This window comes from Streptomyces sp. NPDC017979, from assembly GCF_044328175.1.
Lineage (GTDB): Bacteria > Actinomycetota > Actinomycetes > Streptomycetales > Streptomycetaceae > Streptomyces.
Genome location: NZ_JBIRGU010000002.1, coordinates 743,284 through 765,690, shown reverse-complemented (window position 1 = coordinate 765,690; position 22,407 = coordinate 743,284). Strand labels below are relative to the sequence as shown.

The 22,407-nt window shown below is 70.8% G+C and carries 16 protein-coding genes and 2 pseudogenes; 14 read left to right on the top strand and 4 right to left on the bottom strand.

Features of this window, described 5'->3' with window-relative positions; genetic code table 11:
* Positions 1-7: 7 nt before the first annotated feature.
* A pseudogene (locus ACH4E8_RS09380) lies at positions 8-349 on the top strand (LD-carboxypeptidase); the annotation flags it as partial.
* Between the two features lie 128 nt (positions 350-477).
* The gene (locus tag ACH4E8_RS09375) at positions 478-750 is read left to right on the top strand and encodes a hypothetical protein (RefSeq protein ID WP_398446126.1); all 273 of its coding nucleotides are present in this window, start codon (positions 478-480) and stop codon (positions 748-750) included.
* On the opposite strand, the gene ACH4E8_RS09370 is transcribed toward ACH4E8_RS09375, so the two are convergent.
* Together ACH4E8_RS09370 and ACH4E8_RS09365 are read right to left on the bottom strand one after the other, a co-directional pair.
* Complete coding sequence (locus ACH4E8_RS09370) at positions 729-935, bottom strand: hypothetical protein (RefSeq protein ID WP_398445926.1); 207 nt, start codon at positions 933-935, stop codon at positions 729-731. The two genes, ACH4E8_RS09375 and ACH4E8_RS09370, sit on opposite strands and share 22 nt — an antisense overlap.
* A complete protein-coding gene (locus tag ACH4E8_RS09365) occupies positions 932-1,351 on the bottom strand; it encodes an ATP-binding protein (protein ID WP_398445924.1) in 420 nt (139 codons plus the stop codon). Before ACH4E8_RS09365 ends, ACH4E8_RS09370 begins: the two co-directional genes overlap by 4 nt.
* A gap of 228 nt (positions 1,352-1,579) precedes the next feature.
* On the opposite strand from ACH4E8_RS09365, the gene ACH4E8_RS09360 reads away from it, so the two are divergent.
* The 11 genes and pseudogenes from ACH4E8_RS09360 (at position 1,580) to ACH4E8_RS09310 (ending at position 20,069) form a co-directional block, all read left to right on the top strand.
* A complete protein-coding gene (locus ACH4E8_RS09360; protein ID WP_398445922.1) occupies positions 1,580-2,617 on the top strand; it encodes a Scr1 family TA system antitoxin-like transcriptional regulator in 1,038 nt (345 codons plus the stop codon).
* A pseudogene (locus tag ACH4E8_RS09355) lies at positions 2,583-2,702 on the top strand (DUF397 domain-containing protein); the annotation flags it as partial. The gene ACH4E8_RS09360 and the pseudogene ACH4E8_RS09355, both read left to right, overlap by 35 nt.
* 9 nt (positions 2,703-2,711) lie before the next feature.
* Positions 2,712-3,776, top strand: coding sequence for a helix-turn-helix domain-containing protein (locus ACH4E8_RS09350; protein ID WP_398445920.1), 1,065 nt, complete (start codon positions 2,712-2,714; stop codon positions 3,774-3,776).
* 100 nt (positions 3,777-3,876) lie between these two features.
* On the top strand, positions 3,877-4,248 hold the full coding sequence (locus ACH4E8_RS09345) for a hypothetical protein (protein WP_398445918.1): 372 nt from the start codon (positions 3,877-3,879) through the stop codon (positions 4,246-4,248).
* 276 nt (positions 4,249-4,524) lie between these two features.
* A complete protein-coding gene (locus ACH4E8_RS09340; RefSeq protein ID WP_398445916.1) occupies positions 4,525-9,270 on the top strand; it encodes a DUF6531 domain-containing protein in 4,746 nt (1,581 codons plus the stop codon).
* A gap of 6 nt (positions 9,271-9,276) precedes the next feature.
* Positions 9,277-10,269, top strand: coding sequence for a hypothetical protein (locus ACH4E8_RS09335; RefSeq protein WP_398445914.1), 993 nt, complete (start codon positions 9,277-9,279; stop codon positions 10,267-10,269).
* A gap of 164 nt (positions 10,270-10,433) precedes the next feature.
* Positions 10,434-11,729, top strand: coding sequence for a TerD family protein (locus ACH4E8_RS09330; protein ID WP_398445912.1), 1,296 nt, complete (start codon positions 10,434-10,436; stop codon positions 11,727-11,729).
* 118 nt (positions 11,730-11,847) lie between these two features.
* Positions 11,848-12,852, top strand: a complete 1,005-nt coding sequence (locus ACH4E8_RS09325) for an NAD-dependent epimerase/dehydratase family protein (RefSeq protein ID WP_398445910.1) — start codon at positions 11,848-11,850, stop codon at positions 12,850-12,852.
* Between the two features lie 166 nt (positions 12,853-13,018).
* Positions 13,019-17,728, top strand: coding sequence for a putative T7SS-secreted protein (locus tag ACH4E8_RS09320; RefSeq protein ID WP_398445909.1), 4,710 nt, complete (start codon positions 13,019-13,021; stop codon positions 17,726-17,728).
* Positions 17,729-17,976: 248 nt separating this feature from the next.
* Positions 17,977-18,540, top strand: coding sequence for a colicin immunity domain-containing protein (locus ACH4E8_RS09315; RefSeq protein WP_398445907.1), 564 nt, complete (start codon positions 17,977-17,979; stop codon positions 18,538-18,540).
* 1,037 nt (positions 18,541-19,577) lie between these two features.
* A complete protein-coding gene (locus tag ACH4E8_RS09310) occupies positions 19,578-20,069 on the top strand; it encodes a hypothetical protein (RefSeq protein ID WP_398446124.1) in 492 nt (163 codons plus the stop codon).
* Here the strand turns inward: ACH4E8_RS09310 and ACH4E8_RS09305 are convergent.
* Together ACH4E8_RS09305 and ACH4E8_RS09300 are read right to left on the bottom strand one after the other, a co-directional pair.
* The gene (locus ACH4E8_RS09305; RefSeq protein ID WP_398445905.1) at positions 20,062-20,499 is read right to left on the bottom strand and encodes a DNA-binding protein; all 438 of its coding nucleotides are present in this window, start codon (positions 20,497-20,499) and stop codon (positions 20,062-20,064) included. The two genes, ACH4E8_RS09310 and ACH4E8_RS09305, sit on opposite strands and share 8 nt — an antisense overlap.
* 58 nt (positions 20,500-20,557) lie before the next feature.
* Complete coding sequence (locus ACH4E8_RS09300; protein WP_398446123.1) at positions 20,558-21,136, bottom strand: TetR/AcrR family transcriptional regulator; 579 nt, start codon at positions 21,134-21,136, stop codon at positions 20,558-20,560.
* 101 nt (positions 21,137-21,237) lie between these two features.
* Here ACH4E8_RS09300 and ACH4E8_RS09295 point away from each other — a divergent pair, with 101 nt between their 5' ends.
* Positions 21,238-22,347 (top strand): agmatine deiminase family protein, encoded by a 1,110-nt coding sequence (locus ACH4E8_RS09295; RefSeq protein WP_398445903.1) that lies wholly within the window; start codon positions 21,238-21,240, stop codon positions 22,345-22,347.
* Positions 22,348-22,407 lie beyond the last annotated feature (60 nt).

Sequence of the window (22,407 nt, the reverse complement as noted above, 5' to 3'; positions counted from 1 at the left end):
TGCCTTGGTGACCCGTACCGCACCGTCTCAACTGCTGCGCCCTCGCGCCCTGGAGCCCGGAGACCTCGTCGTCGTTGCGGCGCTGTCCGGGCCGCTCCACGCGCGATACGCCCCCGACCTCCAACGGGCCGTGGCCGAGCTCGAAAACATGGGATTCCGGGTGCGCCTCGCGCCGCTCCTCGAAGCCGGGCGGCACCGCTGGTGGAGCGCGGCGCGGCCAGCCGAGATAGCCGAGGAGTTCAACGGACTGCTGCGCGATCCCGAGGTGCGCGCGATCGTCGCGCACGACGGTGGCCATACGGTCTTCGGCTACCTCGACCTGATCGACTTCGACGCGATCACGGCTGACCCCAAGCCGATCCTCGGCTACCGCGACATCTCACTGCGGCACAGCGGCATTCTCGATCGGATCTCCGGCATGGTCGTGGGCGTTCCGGAGGCGATCGAGGACTCGACTCGCCCGACGGCACTCCGACCCTGGCCGACATCGTCCTCGACGTCCTCGGTGACCGCGACATCCCGGTCCTCGGCAACGTCGAGGTCGGGCACGCCGGCCCGAATCTGCCGATGCCGGTCGGCGTCCGTGCCGCCCTCGATGCGGAGAAGGGGACGTTGTCGCTGCTCGAACCGGCAGTACGGAGGCCGCCCCCGCGCCCGCCCGCGGACAGGGATTCGCGGGAGGGCGTGGGCGCGGGGGCGGCCGGTTCAGGGGGGATGGGGCGTGGGTCTCAGAAGAGGGCCGGTTGGTAGGTGACGGAGGGGTGTTCCTCGGGGGTCGGGCCCGGGGTGAGCAGGGGGACGCACTCCGGGCACGCGTAGTGGATCGTGCCGTCCACGCAGCCGTACGGGACCGGCGCGTACGTCAGCCGGCAGCACAACGCGCAGGCCGCGGTGAGCAGTTCCGGCAGCGGTCCCGTCAGCCCGTCCACGGTCACGGTCCGGGGGCGAAGGGCTCGGGGGCCGGTGGCCGGTCCGGTACGGACAGCTCCGCCCACACGTATTTGCCCGGGCCCAGCCGGTTGGCCACGCCCCACTCGTCCGCGAGCGCCTCCACCAGCCACAGCCCGCGCCCGCCGACGGCGTCAGGGCCCGGCTTGTCCAGGTGCGGCCGGCCGTCGCCCGCGTCGTGGACCTCGATCCGGAGCGTTCCACTGCCGAGGGCGACCGAGCAGCGCGTCTCGATCTGACGGCCCGGGGAGGTGGACGCGTGCCGTACGGCGTTCGTCAGCAGCTCCGAGAGCACGATCAACGCGGCCGCCTCGATCGCCGCTAATCCCCAACCCGCGAGCTCTTTGCGGAACTCCGCCCGCGCCCTGCCGACGGACCGGGGGTGGCGACTCCACCGCGACACCCAAGTTCCCCCGTGACAGGGCCCGTTCATGGCTTGCCTCACTTCCTCAGAACTCCTCGAATGGCCCGCTCCGGATGCAAATAAAACAGCTTTTAATAACCGGAATCATCTGATCCTTAATCAGATCAGGTGAAAAGCGATGGGCCTGGTGATTCAAGGATGCCGGCTCGGAGTTAGCTTCGACAGGTCAAAAGCGTGTCAGCGAGGGACTGTCACAAGGAGACGGCCATGGGGCGACGCAACGACATCGACCACAACCACGACGACGAGCAAGCCAGCGCGGCGACTTCGGCGACGCTCTTCGGCATGCTGCTACGGGATCACCGCACCAAGGCGGGCCTGTCACAGGAGGAGCTCGCCGGCAAGATCCCCTGCGATCGGTCGCTGGTCGCGAAGGTGGAGGCAGGGGTAAGGGTTCCCCAACTGCCGTTCGTCATGCGGTGTGACGAGGTACTGGGAACGGGCGGGCTGATGACGCGCCTGTGGCCCAAGGTGAACTGGTACCAGCGGGTCGACCATCCGGACTGGTTCCAACGGAGGGCGGACATGGATGCGGAGGCGACCGCTCTGCGCATTTACCAGAGCCAGTTCATGCCGGGCCTGCTCCAATCCGACGAGTACGCCCACGCCCTGCTCACTCCGAATCTGGGCGGGGATCTCGGTCAAGGCTGGGCAGCGGCGCGACTCAGCCGGCAACAGCGCTTCCTAGATGCGGATGGTCCGCTGCTCATGGTGGTGCTGGACGAGAGCGCCTTGCGGAACGTGGTCGGTGGTCCATCGATCATGCGGAATCAGTGCGCACACTTGCTCGCGACGGCCCAGTATCCGAACATCCGGATCCAAGTCGCTCCGGCACGTCTCGCCCTCGACCTCCCGGCAACGTCGGTGTCTCTGATCACGCTGCCCGACGGGCACCAATGGGTCTACTCGGAGTCTCTCGACCGGGGGCACTTCTGCGACGATCCGATCGTCTACGCTCGCCATGCACGAACCTATGATGTGCTCAGGGCCGATGCCCTGTCCGTGTCCGAGTCTGCCTCTCTGATCAGCGACTTCATGGAAGGGTACTCAGGGGATGGAACACAGCGCCGTATCGACGGTCTGGGTCAAGAGCAGCCACAGCGGCCCCAACGGCGGCGACTGCCTCGAAGTCGCGTGCCTGACGACGGACTGGGCCAAGAGCAGCCACAGCGGAGCCAACGGCGGCGACTGCCTCGAAGTCGCCCTCGCATCTACATGCGGCACCACTATCGGCGTGCGCGATAGCAAGAACCCCACCGGGCCCGTCCTCCACCTCACCCCGAACGCCTTCGGCGGGCTCGTCTCCTACGCCAAGAACTCCGTCGTCTGACCTGCCGTCGTGGCGGCGGAGGACGGCACGCCCGGGACGGAACGGGGAACGTCACCTTTCGTCGCCGTCTCGACGGACGGGGTCCCCCCGGAAGAGCGGTTCGCCTGGTGGGCCGAGATGGTCGGGCACGAGGTGATGCCCGTCGCCATCGACAGCCCGCACGCACTCACGTTCCGCGGGTCCGCCGTGGGCATCGACTTCGAGGACGGGGTCCAACTCGCCGGGTTCGCGTTCTCGCCCATGGTCGCCACCCGGCAGCGCCGGCACATCCGGCGCTCCGACCCGGAACACCACTACCTCATGATGGTCCACGGGTCGCCGATCGGGCTGGCCCAGGGGCGGTCCAACGCCCTGATCGGCACCGGGGACTTCTCGCTCTTCGACACCTCGCACCCGCTGGAGAGCGAGTTCGTCGACGACGGCCGGCTCTCCCGCCTCACCCTGTTGCGGCTGCCGCGCGCCTCGCTCCCGTTCTCCCAGGACGACGTGGACGGCCTCCTCGCCCGACGCCTCACGCCCGGAGCCGGAATCGGCACCGGTGCGCTGCTCGCGCACTTCATGGCGGCGCTGCGGCAGCAGCCCTCCGGGCCCGGCACCCGCTCCGGGCCCGGAGAACTGCGGAGGCTCGGGCGGATCGGTACCGACCTCGCCCACGCCTTCCTCGCCGAGCAGCTCGACGCGCGGCACGCGCTGCCCGTCGAGTCCCGGCAGCACGTCCTGCGCGTGCGAGTGGACGCGTTCATCGAACGGCACCTGCACGAGGCCGCGTTGACGCCGCCCGTCATCGCGGCCGCGCACCACATCTCCGTACGCACCCTCCACCTGCTCTTCCGGGACCAGCCGGAGACCGTCGCGGCCACGGTCCGCCGGCGGCGGCTGGAGCGCGCGCGGGCCGAACTCGAAGACCCGCGCGCCCGGCACCGCACGATCGCGGACGTCGCGGCCCGGTGGGGCTACCGCAGCGCCGCCGACTTCAGCCGGGCCTTCCGGGCCGCGTACGGGACGACGCCCACCGAAGCACGGGGCACGGTCGGCGTTGCGCTGGATGCCAAGCGAATGCGCGCCGAACGCTAAGGACGGCGGCCCGCGGCCCGCCCCATCCTGGTCGGGCACGCAGCGCTCAAGGCGTGCCCCGCGCCGCACCACGGCGCATCTCTTCATGGGAGGGGAACACGTGAAGGCATTCGTGAAGGCATCGCTCATGACGGCGGCCCTCGCCGTCGCCTCGATGGTGATGAGCACCACGCCCGCATCGGCGGCCATCGTCCCGGCCTGGGGCGACCTGACCAAGAACCGGTGGACCACCTACTCGTGGCAGCACTACGCCAACGGGCAGGTGAGGATCCGTAAGGACGACGGGCCCGCGATGTCCGCCCGCATGGTCTATTGCAACAGCGGCGGGCAGATCGGGGTCATAGCCAACCTCCGCAATGAAGACCCGACCGGCTGGTACAACCTCGGCAACTTCCAAGGGCAGTTCTGCCTCTCGGTGATGGGCAGGGGGAACAACACGCTCGACACGTGGGGCGGCTACCTGGAGTACTGACCCCTCCCCCAACGGCCGGGTGTCACCGCACGGGGGCGGTGACACCCGGCGCCGCGCGCCTCCGGCCCGCCCGGATGACGTGCCCGGGGAACGGTGCTCCGCCACGAAGCGCTGAAGGAGTTCCTGACGAGATGCCGGTCCGGATCGGCTCAACGTCCGACGGGCGCCCTGGTGCCTTTTTGACTGGGAAAGAAGACGGGCCATTCATCGGCAACCATGCGATGGTGAAGGTCAGTTCAACCATGGGACGACCGACCGCAACGGGGGTGGCGGATCGTGGGTTACACGATTCCTGAGGGCGTCGACACGATGTTGGACGTCGTGGGCGTGGGCTGGCCGAACGTCGACGAGGACGCGTACCGCGACATGGCGGACGCGTTGCGGGAGTTCGCGGACGACGCGGACGACGACGCCGGCACCGCACACGGCCACATCCAACGACTGCTGTCGACCGGGCAGAGCGAGTCCCTGACCGCCCTCGACAAACACTGGAAGAAAGTCCAGGGCAAGAACAAGGACCTCGCCGGCGCGGCCCGCATCATCGCCGGCGCACTCGACCGCGTCGCCGACATCATCGTGGCGCGGAAGATCGCGGCCGTCGGGGAGTTGGCGGACCTGTGTGCCACCGTCGGCATCGCCCTGGCGGCGGCCCCCTTCACCATGGGGCTCACCACGCTTCTCGCCGGCGGGAAGATCGTCGCGACGCGGATCGCGTTCAAGAAGATCCTGAAGGAGATGGCGGAGGCCGCGGTCGCCGAGATCACCGCCACGCTGACCCAGCCCGCCGTCGCCGCGTTGGAGAGCATCGTCACGGATCTGGCGATCCAGACCGCGATGGACGTCACCGGCGCCGACGACAGCACCCAACTCAACTCCGCCGGCAGCGGCGGTAGCGGGGGCGCGGGCGGCACCCTGGGCATCGACCACGACGCCCACGGCAACACCGGCGGAAAGCTCGCGAACGTCCAGATCTCGATGAACGGCCGCGCCAAAGGCAAGATCGACAAGGCCAAGGGACACCACGGCCGCGCCAAGGGCAAGGACTCCCTCACCGCCGTCCTCGACGGCACCATCGAAGGCGTCGTCGAGAAACTGATCAAGGGCCACAACCACCTCGGCAACCACGTCGGCAAGAAACTCCCCGACGCCCTCGGCCAAAGCTCCAAGACCCACCGCAACACCGACAAAGACATCGACGACCGCCTCAAGAAGATCACCGGCAGCGGCAAACGCGACGACGACGACCTCACCCGCAAACGCACCAACCCCAGCGACCCCGCCCGCAAACACCCCGACGACACCCGCACCAAACCCAACTCCCTCGACGGGGTCAAGAAGAACCCCCGGTCGAACGTCATCGCGATGGAGAAGCGCACCTGCGCCAACGACCCGGTCGACGTCGCGACCGGACAACTGCTGATGCCGCAGACCGACCTGGAACTCCCGGGCGTCCTCCCCCTGGAACTCACCCGTACACACCTGTCCGCGTACCGCTACGGGCACTGGTTCGGCCGCAGTTGGGCCTCCACCCTGGACGAGCGCATCGAACTCGACCCCCGCGGCCAAGGCGCCCTGTGGGCGCGCGAGGACGGCACCGTACTCGTCTACCCGCGGCTACCGGCCCCCGGTGACCCCGACGGCGTACTGCCCCTGGACGGCCCGCGGCTGCCGCTGGTCCACGACGGCGAGACCAACGCCGTGGTCAGCTATCTCGTACGGGACGCGTCCTCGGGCACCACCCGGGTCTTCACCGGCGGCCCGTACCGCACCTCGCCGGCGTACTGGCTCACCGGGATCGAGGACCGCAACGGCAACGGGGTCACCTTCCAGCGCCGCCCCGACGGCGCCCCCACCGGGATCGTCCACGACGGCGGCTACCACGTCGCCACCACCGTGCACGACGGCCGCATCACCGAACTCTCCCTACGCACCCCCGACGGCCCCGTCACCGTCCTCACCTACGGCTACGACCACGACGGCAACCTCGACGCCGTCACCAACTCCTCCGGCCTGCCGCTCAGGTTCGGCTACGACGCCGACGCCCGCATCACGTCCTGGACCGACCGAAACGACTCCACGTTCCAGTACGGATACGACGACCAGGGTCGGGTGGTGCGCACGATCGGACCCGACGGGTTCCTCTCCTCCACCTTCGCGTACGAGACCGACCCCGACACCGGTGACCGCATCACCCGCTACACCGACTCGCTGGGGGCCCGGACCCTCTACCGATTGAACGCCCTCCTCCAGGTCACCGCCGTCACCAACCCGTTGGGCGGCACCACCCACCAGGGCTGGGACCGGCACGACCGGCTGGTGAGCCGTACGGACGTGCACGGCCGGACCGTGGAATGGACCTGGGACGACCTCGGGAACCTCCTCGCCGTCCGACAGCCGAGCGGTGCCGTCACCACGGCCACCTACAACGACCTCGCGCTGCCCGAGACCATGACCGCGTCCAACGGGGCCCGCTGGTCCCGCACGTACGACGACCGCGGCAACCAACTCGCCCTCACGGATCCCGAAGGCGCCGTCACCGCCTTCAGCTACGACGGCCGCGGCGCGCTGCTCTCCGTCACCGGGCCCGACGGAGACGCGGAGTCGTACACCGTCGACGCCGCCGGGCTCGCGACGTCGCAGACCGACTCCGCGGGCAACACCCTCACGATCTCCCGCGACGCCTTCGGCCGACCCGTGTCCGTCGACGCGGCCGGCGCGGTGACCACCATGGACTGGACGGTCGAGGGCCGGCCGCTGCGGAGGGTCGCACCGGACGGGAACACTCACACGTGGCAGTACGACGCGGAGGGCAACTGCACCGCGGAGACGGACCACGTAGGGGGCACCACCCGGCACGAGTACACCCACTTCGACCGTCCGTCGGCCCGCGTGACCCCGGACGGGGCCCGCCACGAGTTCCGCTACGACACCGAACTCAGACTCGTCGAAGTGCACAACCCGCTCGGTCAGGTCTGGCGCTTCGACTACGACGCCGCCGGACAGCTCGCCTCCCAGACCGACTTCGACGGGCGCACCACCCGGTACGGCTACGACTGGGCCGCGCGCGCCCGCTGGCGCACCAACCCGCTGGGCCAGACGGTGACCGACGTCTTCGACGACGACGGCCGACTCGTCTCCCGGGACTCCGACGGTCACGTCACCCGCCTCGCCTACGACCGAATCGGCCGGCTCCTGGAAGCCGTGTCCGACCGGTCCGCGCTCACGCTCCAGCGCGACGCCCGGGGGCGGGTCACCGCCGAGACGGTCGACGGGCGCACCACGCGGTACGACTTCGACCGGTGGGGGCGCCGCGTCGGACGGACCACACCGAGCGGGGTGCCGACCGCGCTCGCCCACGACCGGGCCGGGAACCGCTCGGAGCTGACCTTGGCGGGCCGGCGCATGACCTTCGCCCACGACGCGCTCGGCCGCGAGACGAGCCGGTCGCTCGACTCCGCCGCCGGCATCGTGCTGGACACCGAGTGGGACGGCGAAGGCCGGGTGACGCGGCGCGACCTCACCGCGGGGGGCCGCCCGCTGCGCGCCCGTGGTTACTCCTACCGCGGTGACGACCGGCTGACCGCCGTCACCGATCTGCTGGAGCAGCGGACCCGCACCTTCGAACTCGACCCCGTGGGCCGCCCGCTCGGCTCCCGCGCGCCGGGGCGACGGGAGACGTACTCCTACGACCCCGTCGGCAACCTGACGCAGGCCCGGTGGCCGGACGACGCGCCCCACCCGACGTCGCGGGGCGCCCGGGTCCACGACGGCGGGAACCTCCGCAGCGCGGGAGCGCTGTCGTACACCTTCGACGCGGCGGGCCGGGTCGTCGAGCGGCGCCGCACGCGGCTCTCGCGCAAGCCGGACGTCTGGCGCTACACCTGGGACGCGGAGGACCGGCTCACGGCGTGCGTGACGCCGGACGGGGTCACCTGGTCGTACGCGTACGACGTCTTCGGCCGCAGAACGGCCAAGCGCCGCCATGCGCCGGACGGTTCCGTCGTGGCGGAAACCCTCTTCGCCTGGGACGACGGTCGGCTGATCGAGGAGGTCGACTCCGCCACCGGCACCTGCATCACCTGGGAGTACGAGGGCCACCACCCGATCGCCCAGGCAGAGCACCGTCCCCGTCCCCGTCCGCACCCCGATCCCGATCCCCATCCCCGTCCTCGGACTCCGGCCGCGGGCGTCGACCCGCAGACGGGCGTCGACCCGCAGACGGACGTGGACTCGCGGTTCTTCGCGATGGTCACCGACCTGATCGGCACCCCCACGGAGCTGGTCGACGAAACCGGCGCCGTCGCCTGGCAGGGCCGCGCCCTCCAGTGGGGCGCCACCGCGTGGAACCGGGACGCCACCGCGTACACCCCGATCCGCTTCCCCGGCCAGTACGCCGACCCGGAGACCGGTCTCCACTACAACGTCCACCGGCACTACGACCCGGAGACCGCGCGCTACGTCAGCCAGGACCCCCTGGGCCTCGACCCCGCGCCCAACCCCGCGGGCTACGTCAACGACCCGTTGACGGAGGCGGACCCCCTGGGGCTGACCCCGTGCCTCCAGACCCTGGAGAACCTGGCGCAGCAGGTCCACAACGTGCTGCCGGTGGACCGGCGCCAGTACCAGACCGTCTCCGTCATCCAGGCGATCACGCCCCAGGGTCCGCGCCTCTTCGTGGCGGGCACGAGCAGGGTTCCGCTCAACGCCAAGCAACTCGCCCTGGCGAAGCAACTGAACCTGATCCCGATCCCGTCGTCGGAGTACCTGCCGAAGCCTCCGAAGGGCGAGCGCGGCGGCCACGCGGAACAGAACATCCTGCACTTCCTCAACCGCAGGAACCAGGCGAACGGCAACGAGAGCTGGCTGCCGACGCACGGCGCCGCGTCCCGCCCCGTCTGCCCGGACATCTGTCTGCCGGTGCTGAGGGCGACGGCGGGGGACGGCAGACTGTTCACGTTCCTCGACCCCAAGGGGGACGTCAGGCAATTCTCCTGGCCGGACAACTACCTCAAGAAGAAGTAAGGAAGCATGACGCACGCGACGACCGGAGCGGCGCTCCGCTCCCGGGCCGACCTGGCGGGGCTGACGGCCGCGTCCGGGAACCTCGACCTCTTCCAGGTGCGCGACGGCGGCCACTGGCTGGTGGCCGTCGACGGCCACGACGTCCACGCGGCGAGGATCAGCCCGGACCCCGGTGCGGTCTTCACGCACCGGCACCAATGGCAACTCCCCTATCAGGGACGGGTGTACGTCACCCCGCTCGCCGGCGACCGGATCGCCGTCAGCAGCGGCGACGGCGTCGCGCTCCACGCCGCCGACGGCGCCCCGGTGTGGACGGTGTCCCACGAGCCCTGGCCCGACGAGGCCACCGGCGGCGCCTGCGCCGTCGATCCGCGGGGCGGACGGCTGCTCGCGGTCACCCACGGCGGCGCCACCGGCCAGGAGCGGAAGGAGGAGCTGGTCTCCCTGGACCTGGCGACCGGAGCGGTGCTCTCCCGGACCGCGCTGCCGTCCTGGTGCGGTTCGTACGCGTTCCAACACGTCCTCCCCGGCGCCGACGCCGTGCTCCTCAACGCGGCCCAGGGGCAGGACGAGGCGTACTCCCTGGTCGCCGTCCCCAAGGGCGACGCGTGGGAGCTGATCACCGTCGGCACGGACGACCCCTTCACCGGCAGCAGCACCGGCCCGGGGGACTTCCTCACCATGGAAGTCGACGGGGAGTCCCTGACCCGCCACTCCGCCGGCGCCCGACCCGTCGAGGCCACCGCCGCCCGAGTGCTGCCGGACGACCTCGTCTTCGTCGGCCGGCCCGGGTTCCTGGACGGCACGCGGATCCTCGCGGCGGCCGGCGAGGACCTCTGGGCCGAAGAGGCCCGGCACTTCGTCCTGGACGCCGCTTCCTTGGAGCCGATCGCCGAACTCGACTACGCGGGAGCTGGCGACCCTGCGCCGCTCCCCCTCGGGGACGGCACCTGGCTCACCGCGGAAGGGGACTCGGTCCGCCGCTGGAGCACCGGCTGACGGGACGGCCCTCGGCCGCCGCGTCGCCCACGAACCGATGGGTCGAACACCCGCCCGGGTGGGCGGCGGGCGGGAGTTAGGATCCGTCCACGGTTCATCCGAGGTGTTCATCCGAGGTCGGGGGGCGACCAGTGGCGGATTTGATCAAGGGGGCCAATTCCTTCGTGCCGACCGTGGCACTGCGGGTCGGGGTGCAGCGGGGGCTGGACGCCACGGCACTGCTGCTGGCCGCGGGCGGGCGCGTGCGGGGCGACGCGGACATGGTCTTCCACGGGCAGCAGGTGCATCCGTCGGGCGCCGTGCACCACCTCGGTCCGCACACCGGCACCGACTGGCTCCACGTCGACTTGCCGCAGGTCGAGGAGGCCGTCGAGCGGGTCGTCATCGTCGCGTCCGCCGACGGGGGCACGATCGGGGACGTGCCGGAGCCGGCCGTGGAGGCGTACGCGTCGGACGGCACGGTCGTGGTGCGGTACGTCGTCACGGACGCCAGCACCGAGACCGCTTTCGTCTTCGGGGAGTTCTACCGACGTTCGGGCGGCTGGAAGTTCCGTGCAGTGGGGCAGGGGTACGCCGACGGGCTCGCCGGGCTCGCGACGGACTTCGGCATCGACGTGGCGGACGACGGGACGTCCGCGGCGACGAAGGCTCCGCCGCCGCCCTTCAAGGTGCCGGAGCAGCCGGCGCGGCCCGAGACGCCACCGGAGTTCCGGGTCCCGGCGCCTCCGCCGGCGCCGTTGTCGGCCCGGCCTCAGCCCTACCGACCGATGCCGCCTCCGCCGCCACCCGCGTTCCCCGTGCAGCCGGTGCCGCTGGCGGTTCCGGCACCGGCACCGACGCAGGCGCCCGCGCCGGCGCCCGGGCCCGCCGCGCCGGACTGGACCTTCGGCCCCGTCTTCGAGCCGTTCGTCCACGAAGGCCGCGGCGACCAGGTCGTCTCGGCGCCCCGCACCATCCCGACGGGACCGGTCGTCGTTGAGTTCGACCTCTCCCGCTGCCGGGACGGGTCCGCGTACGCCTACTCCCTCGACAAGTGGAACAAGGACGACGACCTGCTGCTGAACACCGACCTGGACGGCAGCTGCCACCGGGCCCTCGCGCAGGTGCCGAAGGTCCGCCGACTGCGGGTGAACGTGCACGCCCGCGGTGCCTGGACCCTGCGCGTGCTCCCGTTGGTCGCCGCCCGCCGGCTCCAGGGGACGTTGGAGGGCCGCGGCGACGAGGTCGTGCTCTACACCGGCCCCATCGCCGACCTCCGCTTCACGTCGCGGGGCGATGGCCGGGTCTACATGTATGGCTATGAGGTCGACGGCCGCACCGAAGTGCCCGAGGACGACAGCCTCCTCCTGGTCAACGACAGTGGCAACGTCAGGATGAGCACGCCGCTGCCCGCGGGGCCGCTGCTGCTGAAGCTGGTGGCGGAGGGCTCCTGGACGATGTGCGCCGAGCCCGTCGACTGAGCGTCCGCCGAGCTGACGGGCCTGTCCGCCGAGTTGGCGGAGCGGTGCGCTGAGCGGTCGGCTGAGCTGTCGGCGAACGGCCCTGGATCTCTTCGAACCCCGCTGGTTGCATGACGGGATGGAGATCCTCGTACTGGGTGGAACGGCATGGTTGGGCCGCGAGACGTCGCGGCAGGCGGTCGAGCGGGGCCACGAGGTCACGTGTCTGGCCCGCGGGTCGAGCGGGGCCGTCGCCGACGGCGCCCGGCTGGTCGCCGCCGACCGGCGCGGGGCCGACGCGTACGAACAGGTGCGGGACCGCGACTGGGACGCCGTCGTGGAGGTGTCGTGGCAACCGGGCTTCGTGCGCGGGGCGCTCGCCGCGCTGCACGACCGGGCCGGGCACTGGACGTACGTCTCCAGCGTCAGCGCGTACGCCTCCCACGGCGTCGTCGGCGCCGACGAGTCCACACCGCTGCTGCCGCCGCTCCCCGCCGACGAGGACGAGGCCGAGCGGGGCGACGCGTACGGCCGGGCGAAGGTCACGTGCGAGCAGGCGTCGAGCGACGCCGTGGGCGACCGGCTGCTGATCGCGCGCGCCGGGCTCATCGGCGGCCCCGGCGACGGCAGCGGGCGGTCCGGCTACTGGGTGGCCCGCGCCGCGCGCGACCCCCGCGGGCCGCTGCTGGTGCCCGACGCTCCCGGCCTCCCGACGCAGACGGTCGACGCGAGGGACCTGGCCGCCTGGATGCTGGACTGCGCCGAGGCCGGGCGCACCGGCACGTACGACGCGGTCGGCCCGGTGGTGCCGTTCGCCGAGTGGGTCGCGCTGTCCCGCGCCGTCGGCGGCCACACGGGCGAGGTGGTGTCCGCCGAATCGGCGTGGCTGCTGGAGCGGGGCGTGGCCGAGTTCATGGGCGCCGACTCGTTGCCGATGTGGCTGGTCGAGCCGGGCTGGGAGGGCTTCTCGGCCCGTACGGGCGCGGCGGCGTCGGCGGCCGGCCTGCGGCACCGTTCGCGCGAGGAGTTGCTGACGGACCTGCTGCGGTGGGAGCGGCAGGAGGGGTTGGACCGGGAGCGCCGGGCGGGGCTGGGTGCGGACCGCGAACGCGAGTTGCTGGCCGCGCTCGACCGCACGGCGTAACGCCGGGCCTCAGGGGCTGTCTGCGCGGCTCCGCAGGTGGGGGGCGCCAGGGGAACCATGCGGCGTACTCGTACGTGTATTCCAGGCGGGGTCGACACGTGCCGCGGACCATCGGCACGCCCCGGGGGACTGAACCACTGGACGCACGAGGGGGAGCTGACGCGCCGTGAACATCGGGGACTTCGTTCCGGACGTCATCGAGGACAAGGTCGAGGACGGCGTGGAGGCCGTCGGCAACGCCGTCGAGGAGGTCGGCGACTGGACGGCCGACCGCCTGGACGACGTCGGCTGGGAGTCCGGCGCGGACTGGGTGCGGGACAAGTCCCGTTCGATGGCGAACCGCATGGGCGCCGAGGTCGACGAGTTGGACCTCGGGCAGACCGAGGACAAGACGAAGCTGGTGTACGGCTCCCCGTCGAAGATCCGCAGCACGGCGAAGAACCTGAAGGACTTCCAGGAGGCGTTCGACGGGGTCGGGCGCGGCATCGCCGGGCTGGACTCCTCGGCGCTCAAGGGCGAGGCGGCGGACGCCTTCCGGGCGAAGGTGAAGCAGGAGCCGCCGCGCTGGTACAAGGCCGCGGACGCCTTCGAGAAGGCGGCGGGCGCGCTGGACGCCTTCGCCGGGACGGTGGAGTGGGCGCAGGGCCGGGCGCAGTCGGCGATCGAGAAGTGGAAGGAGGGCGTGAAGGCGTCGCAGGACGCCGCGGACGCGCACAAGGCGAAGGTCGACGCGTACAACGAAGCCGCCGACGAGTACAACGCGAAGCCGGCGGACCGGCGCGACCCCTCCTCGCTGCCGCCGAAGCCGGGCGCGTTCTCCGACCCGGGCAAGGCGAAGATGGAGGAGGCGCAGTCGATCCTCGTCGAGGCCCGCAAGCAGCGGAACACGGCGGCGGAGACCGCGCGTTCGGCGGTGCGGGCGGCGCGGGACGCGGCTCCGCCGAAGCCGTCGTACGGGGAGCAGTTCAAGGACGGCCTGGAGGAGCTGCCGCAGATCCAGATGCGGGTGCTGGGCGGCGTCGTCAAGGGGACGGCGGGCATCGTCAGCTTCGTCCGCAGCGTGAACCCGCTCGACTCGTACAACCTGACGCACCCCGCGGACTACCTGCTCCAGATGAACAACCTGGGCGCGGGCCTGGTGCTGGCGGCGAACGACCCGATCGGCACCGGCAAGCAGATCGTCACGAACTTCATGAAGGACCCGGCGGAGGGCTTCGGTCGGCTGGCGCCGGACGTCCTGCTGACGGTGGCGACCGGAGGCGGCGGCGCGGCCGTGAAGGGCGTCCGGGTCGCGAAGGAGGGCGCGGACGCGGCGCTGGACGCGAACCGCGCGCGCCGCGCCTTCGACGACGAGGACGGCCCGGACGGGAAGGGCGGCCCGGAGAAGGACCCCGACGGTCCCAACCAGGACAAGGACGAGGACAAGACGGACGACGAGACCGACCCGATCGACCTCGCGACGGGCCGGATGTACCTGCCGCAGACGGACGTGGTGCTGCCGGGCGAGCTGCCGTTGGAGTTCACCCGGCGCGTGGAGTCCGGCTACCGCTACGGGCGGTTCTTCGGTCCGTCGTGGTCGTCCACGGTCGACGAGCGGTTGGAGGTCGACGCGGAGGGCGTCGTCCACGTGCTGGCGGACGGCCGGCTGCGGACGTACCCGCACCCGGTGCCCGGGGTGCCGACGCTGCCGACGGTCGGCACGGAGCTGACGGAGTTGGCGCGCACCGGGTCCGGCGACTACGTGCTGACCGACCCCGTCAGCGGTCTGGTGCGCCACTTCGCGGCGCCCGCGGAGGCGGTGGAGCCCGGCGCGGACGGCGACGCCTGGCTGGTCCAGGTGTCCGACCGCAACGGCAACGCGGTGCTGGTGGACCGGGCCGACGACGGCACCCCGCTGGGCCTGGCGCACTCCGGGGGCTACCGGCTGGCGCTGACCGCGGCCGACGGGCGGGTCACCGCGCTGGACCTGACGGACGCTTCGGGCTCGTCGCAGCGAATACGCACGTACGGCTACGAGGACGGCAATCTGACCGCCGTCACCAAGCCGTCGGGCGCAGTGCTGGCCTTCGGCTACGACGAGCGGCGCCGGGTGACGTCCTGGACCGACTCCAACGGCCGCCGCTACGACTACGCGTACGACGACCGGGACCGCTGCGTCGCCGAGGGCGGCGAGGCGGGCCACGTCGCGCTGGCCCTGGCGTACGGCGAGCGGGACCCGCGGACCGGGCACCGCACGACGACGCTGACGACCGCGGACGGGGCGGTGACCCGCCATCTCATCGGCCGCGGCAACAAGATCCTGGCGACCACGGACCCGTTGGGGAACACCACCCGCCACACGTACGACGTGCGCGGCAACCGGCTGACGACGACGGACCCGCTGGGTCGGACGACGGCGTACATCTACGACGGGCAGGGCCGGCTGGAGGTCGGCATCCGGCCCGACGGCACCGAGGTGCGGTTCGTCCGGGACGACGCCGGGCTGCCGGTGGAGGTCGTCCGCCCGGACGGGACGCGGCTGCGCGGGGAGTACGACGAGCGGGGCAACCGGACCGCCGTGACGGACGGCGCCGGCCACACCACGCGGTACGGCTACGACGACCGGGGCCGGCTGACGTCCGTCACGGACCCGGCGGGTGCGGTGACGGCGGTGCGGTGCGATGCGGCGGGCCTGCCGGTGGAGGTGCGCGACCCCCTCGGCGGCACGACCCGTTACGAGCGGGACGCCTTCGGCCGCCCGGTGCGCGTCGTGGACCCGCTCGGCGGGGTCGAGTCCTTCGCGTGGACGGTCGACGGGCTCCTGGCGCGGCGCACGGCGCCGGACGGTGCGAGCGAGTCGTGGACGTACGACGGCGAGGGCAACTGCACCTCCCACACGGACGCGCTGGGCGCGGTGTCCCGTTTCGAGTACACCCACTTCGACCTGCTCGCGGCACGCACCGACCCGGACGGCACGCGGTACGCCTTCGAGCACGACGCCTCGCTGCGGCTGACCCGGGTGACCAACCCGGCCGGGCTGACGTGGACTTACACCTACGACGGGGCGGGCCGCCTGGCGTCCGAGACGGACTTCGACGGCCGCACCCTCACGTACGCGCGGGACGCGGCGGGCCAGGTGGTTTCGCGGACGAACGCGCTGGACCAGACGGTGGCGTACGAGCACGACCGGCTGGGCCGGGTGGTCCGCAAGGACGCGGCGGGCGCGGTGACGACGTACGCGTACGACCGCGCGGGCCGCCTCGCGCAGGCCGCGGGCCCGGACGCGGAGCTGGTGCACCAGTACGACCGGCGCGGGCTGCTGAAGACGGAGCTGGTGGACGGCCGGGTCACGACGTACGCGTATGACTCGCTCGGCCGCCGTACGCGCCGGGTGACGCCCACCGGCCGCCGCACGACGTACGACTACGACGCGGCCGGCCGCCGCACCGGGCTGACCAGCGGCGGCCACCGGATCGACTTCGCCCACGACGAGTTGGGCCGCGAGGTCGAGCGCTCCGTCGGCGACGCCCTGCGGATCACGTCCACGTGGGACGCGGCGGGCCGCCTGTCGACGCAGCACCTGACCGGCCGCGCCGGCGCCATCAACCACCGCGCCTACACCTACCGCGCGGACGGCCACCTGACCGCCCTGGACGACGGGCTGCGCGGCCCGATGCGCTTCGGCCTGGACGGCGCGGGCCGGGTCACCTCCGTCACCGCGCGGAACTGGACGGAGTCGTACGCCTACGACTCCACCGGCAACCAGACCGACGCGTCCTGGCCCGACCGCCACGCGGGCCACGAGGCGACCGGCCCCCGCGCCTACTCGGGCACCACGATCACCCGCGCGGGCGCGGTCCGCTACGAACACGACGCCCTCGGCCGGATCACGCTGCGCCAAAAGCCCCGCCTCTCCCGCAAGCCGGACACCTGGCGCTACGCGTGGGACGCGGAAGACCGCCTGGTGGGCGTGGTCACCCCGGACGGCGCCCACTGGCGCTACCGCTACGACCCGCTGGGCCGCCGCATCGCCAAACAGCGCCTCTCGCCGGACGGCGCCACGGTCCTGGAAGAAACCCGCTTCACCTGGGACGCCTCCACCCTCTGCGAACAGGTCACCCACTCCCCCGACCTCCCCCACCCGGTCGCCCTGACCTGGGACCACCAGGGCCTGCGCCCGCTGTCCCAGTCCGAACGCATCCTCGACGCCTCGACCGCCTCCCAACAGGACATCGACGAACGCTTCTTCGCCATCGCCACCGACCTCGTCGGCACCCCGACGGAGTTGGTCGACGAATCCGGCTCCGTCGCCTGGCGCACCCGCACCACCCTCTGGGGCACGACGACCTGGGCCCGCACGAGCACGGGCTACACCCCGTTGCGGTTTCCCGGGCAGTACTTCGACCCGGAGACGGGTCTGCACTACAACTACTTCCGGCACTACGACCCGGAGACGGCGCGGTACTTGACGCCGGATCCGTTGGGGTTGGCGCCGGCGCCGAATCCGGCGACGTATGTGCACAATCCGCATACGTGGTCCGATCCGCTGGGCCTGGCTCCTTGTCCAAAGCGCGGCTGGGAAGAGAAGGCCGATTTCTCCAGCCAGAAAGTCATGAGCAAGAAGTTCGACGCCCATGCGGAAGACTTCCTGGATCAGCCCGGCAATCGAAACAAAGCGAACATGCAGAGGTTCGAGGACAGCATGCGAGCCCACATGTTGGCCGAGGACACAAAGATCTACAGGTTCGACTACCGAGGCCAAGGGCCGGCGATTGGGTTCATCGACCCCAACACGCAGAAGATGGTGATGCTCCACGCGGACGGCAAGTTCTGGTCCGCCTGGAGACTGGGGGACCAACAGTTCAGCGGCATCGTCGACAGGGGACACTTGAGGTGAGGTACGAAGGATCTTCGGAACCCGAGGACGTTCCGGCGGAGAGCAGCATCCTGTCCCACAACGGGGGATTCAGCGACCGATGGCTGTCTGACGGCCCCAAGTCCGTCGTCCCGGTACCCACCGGCACCGTTGCGGATCGGGCGCTCCTACAGCGCTTGGCCGCAGGGTGTCGAGCCGTCGGCTCGCGTTCGGTACTGCTTCTTCCCACCTCTGCCGAGTCATCCGACCGGGTCCGCTCCACAGTCCCCGTGGACGAGGTCATGGCCCAACTGGCCGACTTCGCGCCTCCCGGCCTGCTCGCTACCTCAGATCTCAATGGTGCCGTCCTCTTCCTCAGCCAGGGGTACGCACTGGTGGCCGGCACACCACTCTTCCTGCGCAGTGCGGTGCCGGAAGGTGTGGACGGCGGGCGGGCACGCTTCGCTCGCTATGCACATCGAGTAAAGGAGCGGTGGCCCGAATTGTCGGCAGTGACGCAAGCCCTGCCGCCTCGGCACACTGCCTGGTCGCACGTCCAGGACATCCCTCCCGGCACGGGCACCGCGCGCCAGGTGGAATTGATGCGTGGACTCGTGGGCGGTGAGTGCTCGGCAGCGGACTTCGCGCGTGGCTGGTTGGACGCCCGCCGTGTTTCACTCAGCAACGGTGAGCGGCTTCAACGGTCTCTCAGTCTGGTCCTCGACGAAGTCTTCGCCCTACTGGAGAACTATGCGATCGACCCCAGCCTCAAGGAACCCGGCGACCTCTCGGACGATGAACTCAAACGAGAGGTGCGCCGCCTCATGCAGCGGGCCACAGGGTGGCTGGAGTAATCCTGCCCGGAAATGAGATCGGGCTCATTACGCGACCTCCAATCGATGTTTCGGGGCCCGAGCCTCATAAACCAAAAGAAGAAAAGGCGACGCATGGACCAAAAACGTCGCCCCTGGAATGGGCGCCGTTCATGTGCTCATCTGCCGTGAACACGTAAGGCAGTGGCGAACGTGACCTACTTTGCAGATCTCAGCCCCTATGAGTACTCGGAGAGCCAGAGCTCCATACTCAACGTCGGCTGGCTTGAACGAGAGCATGACTATCCGACAGGCCCTACCCCAGAAGACCTGGTAAACAATTTGGCGGAATTGGCGAAGAACTCTGTCAATGTACACCGAGGGATGCACTTCTGCCGCCTCTGCCCCGATTTCAATACCGCCCGAGAGAACACTTCACACAATGATGTTTTCCTGGGGAGTGGAGAGATTCGAGTTACTGGCCCCGGAGTTACTTACGCCTCACCAGTCATGATCGTCCATTATGTGGAAGCGCATTTCTATCTCCCCCCAAAGGCGTTCTGCGAGGCCGTTCGGACGGCGGCGAAACTTTAGGGAATTCACCAGATATCCTATCAGGCAGGATTGCGTTCGCCATGGAGCCTTAAGAAGTGGAATGCCGTCGATGCCTACACGTCAAGGAGCCCACTTCCGCGATCGCCTCGATACGTCACGGACGGCTTCGCCGACCCCGACCCGGCCCCGCCGTCCCCCGACACGAGGCACCGGCTCGCGGAATGCCTCGCGTTGATCTCCGAACCTCTCATTGAGGACGTGATGGACCGAGAGCCCCACGCTTGGCGGAGCCTGAAGAAGACGGAACGGGCCCTGCGGGAACAACACGAGGACGTGCAACGCGCCCGCGTGCTCCATGAGGTCGTCAGCCGCCTGATCGAGGAATACGGGCCTTGACAGGACCCGGGAGACCTGGCGCCCAAGTCCAAAACCCAAAGGAGCGAACCGTGTTCGTGGGCGCACGCACTGGCGGCTCTGTTGCCGTGAGCGAGCGACGTCCCCCTTCGGCGCGGAGCTATCGGTACGTGGGGCCGATCGGCCTCAAGGTCGGGGTCCGGCCCGGCGGTGGCGGGCGCCGGATCGGGTCGGCCGTCGACTTCGCAGGCTGGGTCGCCGAGCAGTCGGCTGCGGAACTCGTGGAGCCGTTCACCTTCGTGGTCGGGACGGACTGCGTGCTCCGGCTGGCGCCGCGGCGGAGCGAGCACGTGGCCTGTGCCGGTGGGGAACCGGTCCTGGGCGCGGGTGAGATCGGGTTCGTCCGTGAGGCGGGGAGATGGGTCGTGGGGTTCGTCAGTAACCAGTCGACCGGGTACTGCCCCGACGTCAGCTCCTGGTCCGCGGTCGCCCGTGCGTTGGATCGTGCGGGGCTCGGGCGGCCTGTCGGATTCAGCCATGAGGTGGTGTTCCGGCGCTGTCCTGGCTGCGGGGAGCACAACGTCGTGCGCGAGGAACACTTCGTCTGCGTCTTCTGCGACGGCGATCTGCCCGCGGAGTGGAACGTGGACGCCGCTACGTAGTGGACGGCTCCTCGTCCGTCGGCGTCGCACGGGCCGAGAGGCGTTCGTAGCGTTGGCGGGCGGCCTGGGGGGTGCCCAGGCCGAGGCCGAAGGCGATGTCCTGCCAGGTCATGCCGCGGCCGCGGGCCATCTGCAACAAGCCCGTTTCCAACTCGTCCAGTTCGCCTCGGACCAGGGGGAGGAGGCTGAGGGCCGCGGTGATGTCGGCCTGGTCGACTTCCGGTTCGTTCTCGTCGAGTTGGGCCGCGCCGCTGAGGAGGAAGGCCACGAGGCGGACCGCCTCGTGCGGGGCGAGCAGCATGGGGTTGGTTTGGCGGTGGCGTTGGTCCGGGGTGGTGGCGTGGCGTTCGGCGATGCGGAAGAGGGAGGCGTAGACGCGGTGGGCGCGGGCCTCGTCGGGGTGGGGCGGGGTGAAGGGGTCGTCGGACATGCAACGAGGATGACGCCGCACACGCATTGATGTCAACGGAAAATTTTAAACGGGACGTTTAAGTGCAGTTTCCCAGCTCGCGGTCGATCGCGCCGCGCAGCAGTTCCCGGACGCGCTCCAGGGGTGCGATGCCGGTCAGCCAGCGTTCGCTCAGGGCCTCCGTGAGGGCCGTCAGGCGTTCCGCGGCGGGCTCCGGCTCGACGTCGGGGGCCGCGAGGCCGGACTCCTTGGCGCGGCGGATCAGGTGGGCCACGTCGTCCGACCAGTCCCGGGTGGCCGCGGCGAGCTGTTCGCCGAGGTCAGGGGCGAAGACCGCGCTGGCCCGGAGTTCGCCCCAGGCCGCGCTGTTCTCCCGCACCTCGGGGGTGTCCTGGAACTCCAGCAGCAGCATCTCGGTGAGCCGGGTGCGCGGGTCCGTCGTGGTGTCGAGGGCGGCGTCGGTGTAGCGGACGGCGCGCTTGTTGATGAACTCCAGGGTGTGGCGGAGCAGCCCCGACCGGTTCTTGAAGTGGTAGTAGATGAGCGCGGTCGAGACCCCCGCCTCCGCGGCGACCTCCTCGACGCGCAGCCCGCGCACCCCGCTGCGGGCGATCAGCCGGGCGGCGGCTCGCAGGATCTGGGTGCCCCTGTCCGGCATCGGCAACTCCTGGTTCGACTGGCAGCAGAGAAGCGTTCGGTTCACGATGATGCCTTAACCTTGGACTGACTAAATTTTCAGTCAGGAGGAATGGGATGCCGATGTCCAGGCGTCAGACACTGAAGACAGCGCTGGTCACCGCGGTCGGGGCGGCCCTCACGGCGTGCAGTCGACCGCCGACACCGGCCACGGCGTCCACCTCGCCGCCGGCCGGCCGCTGGCGCATGCCCGACGAGACCCATCCCCACGAGCTGACCTACATGGCCTGGCCGACCCGGCGCATCTGGGGCGCCGACGCCTCCGGCGTGCGCGACGACATCGCCGGCATCGCCCGCGCCGTCGCCCGCTTCGAACCGGTGGTGCTGCTCGCCGACGAGCGGGACGTCAAGGCCGCCGCGAAGGCGTGCGGCTCCGGGGTGGAGGTGCTGCCGATCCCTGTGGACGACCTGTGGATGCGGGACACCGGGCCGAGCTTCGTCCTCGGGCCGGACGGGATCGCGGGCGTCGACCTCAACTTCAACGGGTGGGGCGACAAGCAGGCCCACGCGCACGACGCACGGGTCGCCCGGGAGGTCCTCGCCGACGAGGACATCCGCCGGATCAAGGCGCCGATCGTCGGCGAGGGCGGGTCGATCGAGGTCGACGGGCAGGGCACGCTCATGGCGACCGAGAGCTCGTGGGTCAACGACAACCGCAACCCCGGCAAGTCCCGGAACGACATCGAGCGGGCGCTGAAGGACCTCTTCGGCGCCACCGCCGTGATCTGGGTCAAGGGCGTCAAGGGCCAGGACATCACGGACTACCACATCGACGCCCTCGCGCGGTTCTCCGAACCCGGGGTCGTGGTCATGAGCACCCCGGACCCCGAAGCGCCCCGGGACGTCTGGACGGCCGCGTACGACCAGGCCCGCGGGGTCCTGGACCGGGCCGTCGACGCGCGGGGCGAGCGGCTGGAGATCGTGGAGCTGCCCGAGCCCGTCGACGTCGGCCGGCGCGGCGCGGACTTCCTCGCCAGTTACGTGAACTACTACGTGGTGAACGGCGGAGTCGTCCTGCCGCGCTTCGGCGACGCACGGGCCGACCGGGACGCCGTCGCCGTCGTGCGCGACCTGTACCCGGGGCGGCAGGTCGTGCAGGTGTCGGTCGACACCCTCGGCGAGGGCGGCGGCGGCGTCCACTGCGCCACCCAGCAGCTCCCCAAGGAGCGGTGACCGCCGCCGTGGTCGACACTGGGCCGTGTCCGTGCCCGTCGTCGTACGAGTCGTCAGACC

Coding starts and splice junctions, on each gene's coding strand:
- ACH4E8_RS09360 (WP_398445922.1), top strand. CDS start 1,580: ATGGGGCGACGCAACGACATCGACCACAACCACGACGACGAGCAAGCC.
- ACH4E8_RS09335 (WP_398445914.1), top strand. CDS start 9,277: ATGACGCACGCGACGACCGGAGCGGCGCTCCGCTCCCGGGCCGACCTG.
- ACH4E8_RS09325 (WP_398445910.1), top strand. CDS start 11,848: ATGGAGATCCTCGTACTGGGTGGAACGGCATGGTTGGGCCGCGAGACG.
- ACH4E8_RS09305 (WP_398445905.1), bottom strand. CDS start 20,499: ATGTCCGACGACCCCTTCACCCCGCCCCACCCCGACGAGGCCCGCGCC.
- ACH4E8_RS09300 (WP_398446123.1), bottom strand. CDS start 21,136: ATGCCGGACAGGGGCACCCAGATCCTGCGAGCCGCCGCCCGGCTGATC.
- ACH4E8_RS09295 (WP_398445903.1), top strand. CDS start 21,238: ATGTCCAGGCGTCAGACACTGAAGACAGCGCTGGTCACCGCGGTCGGG.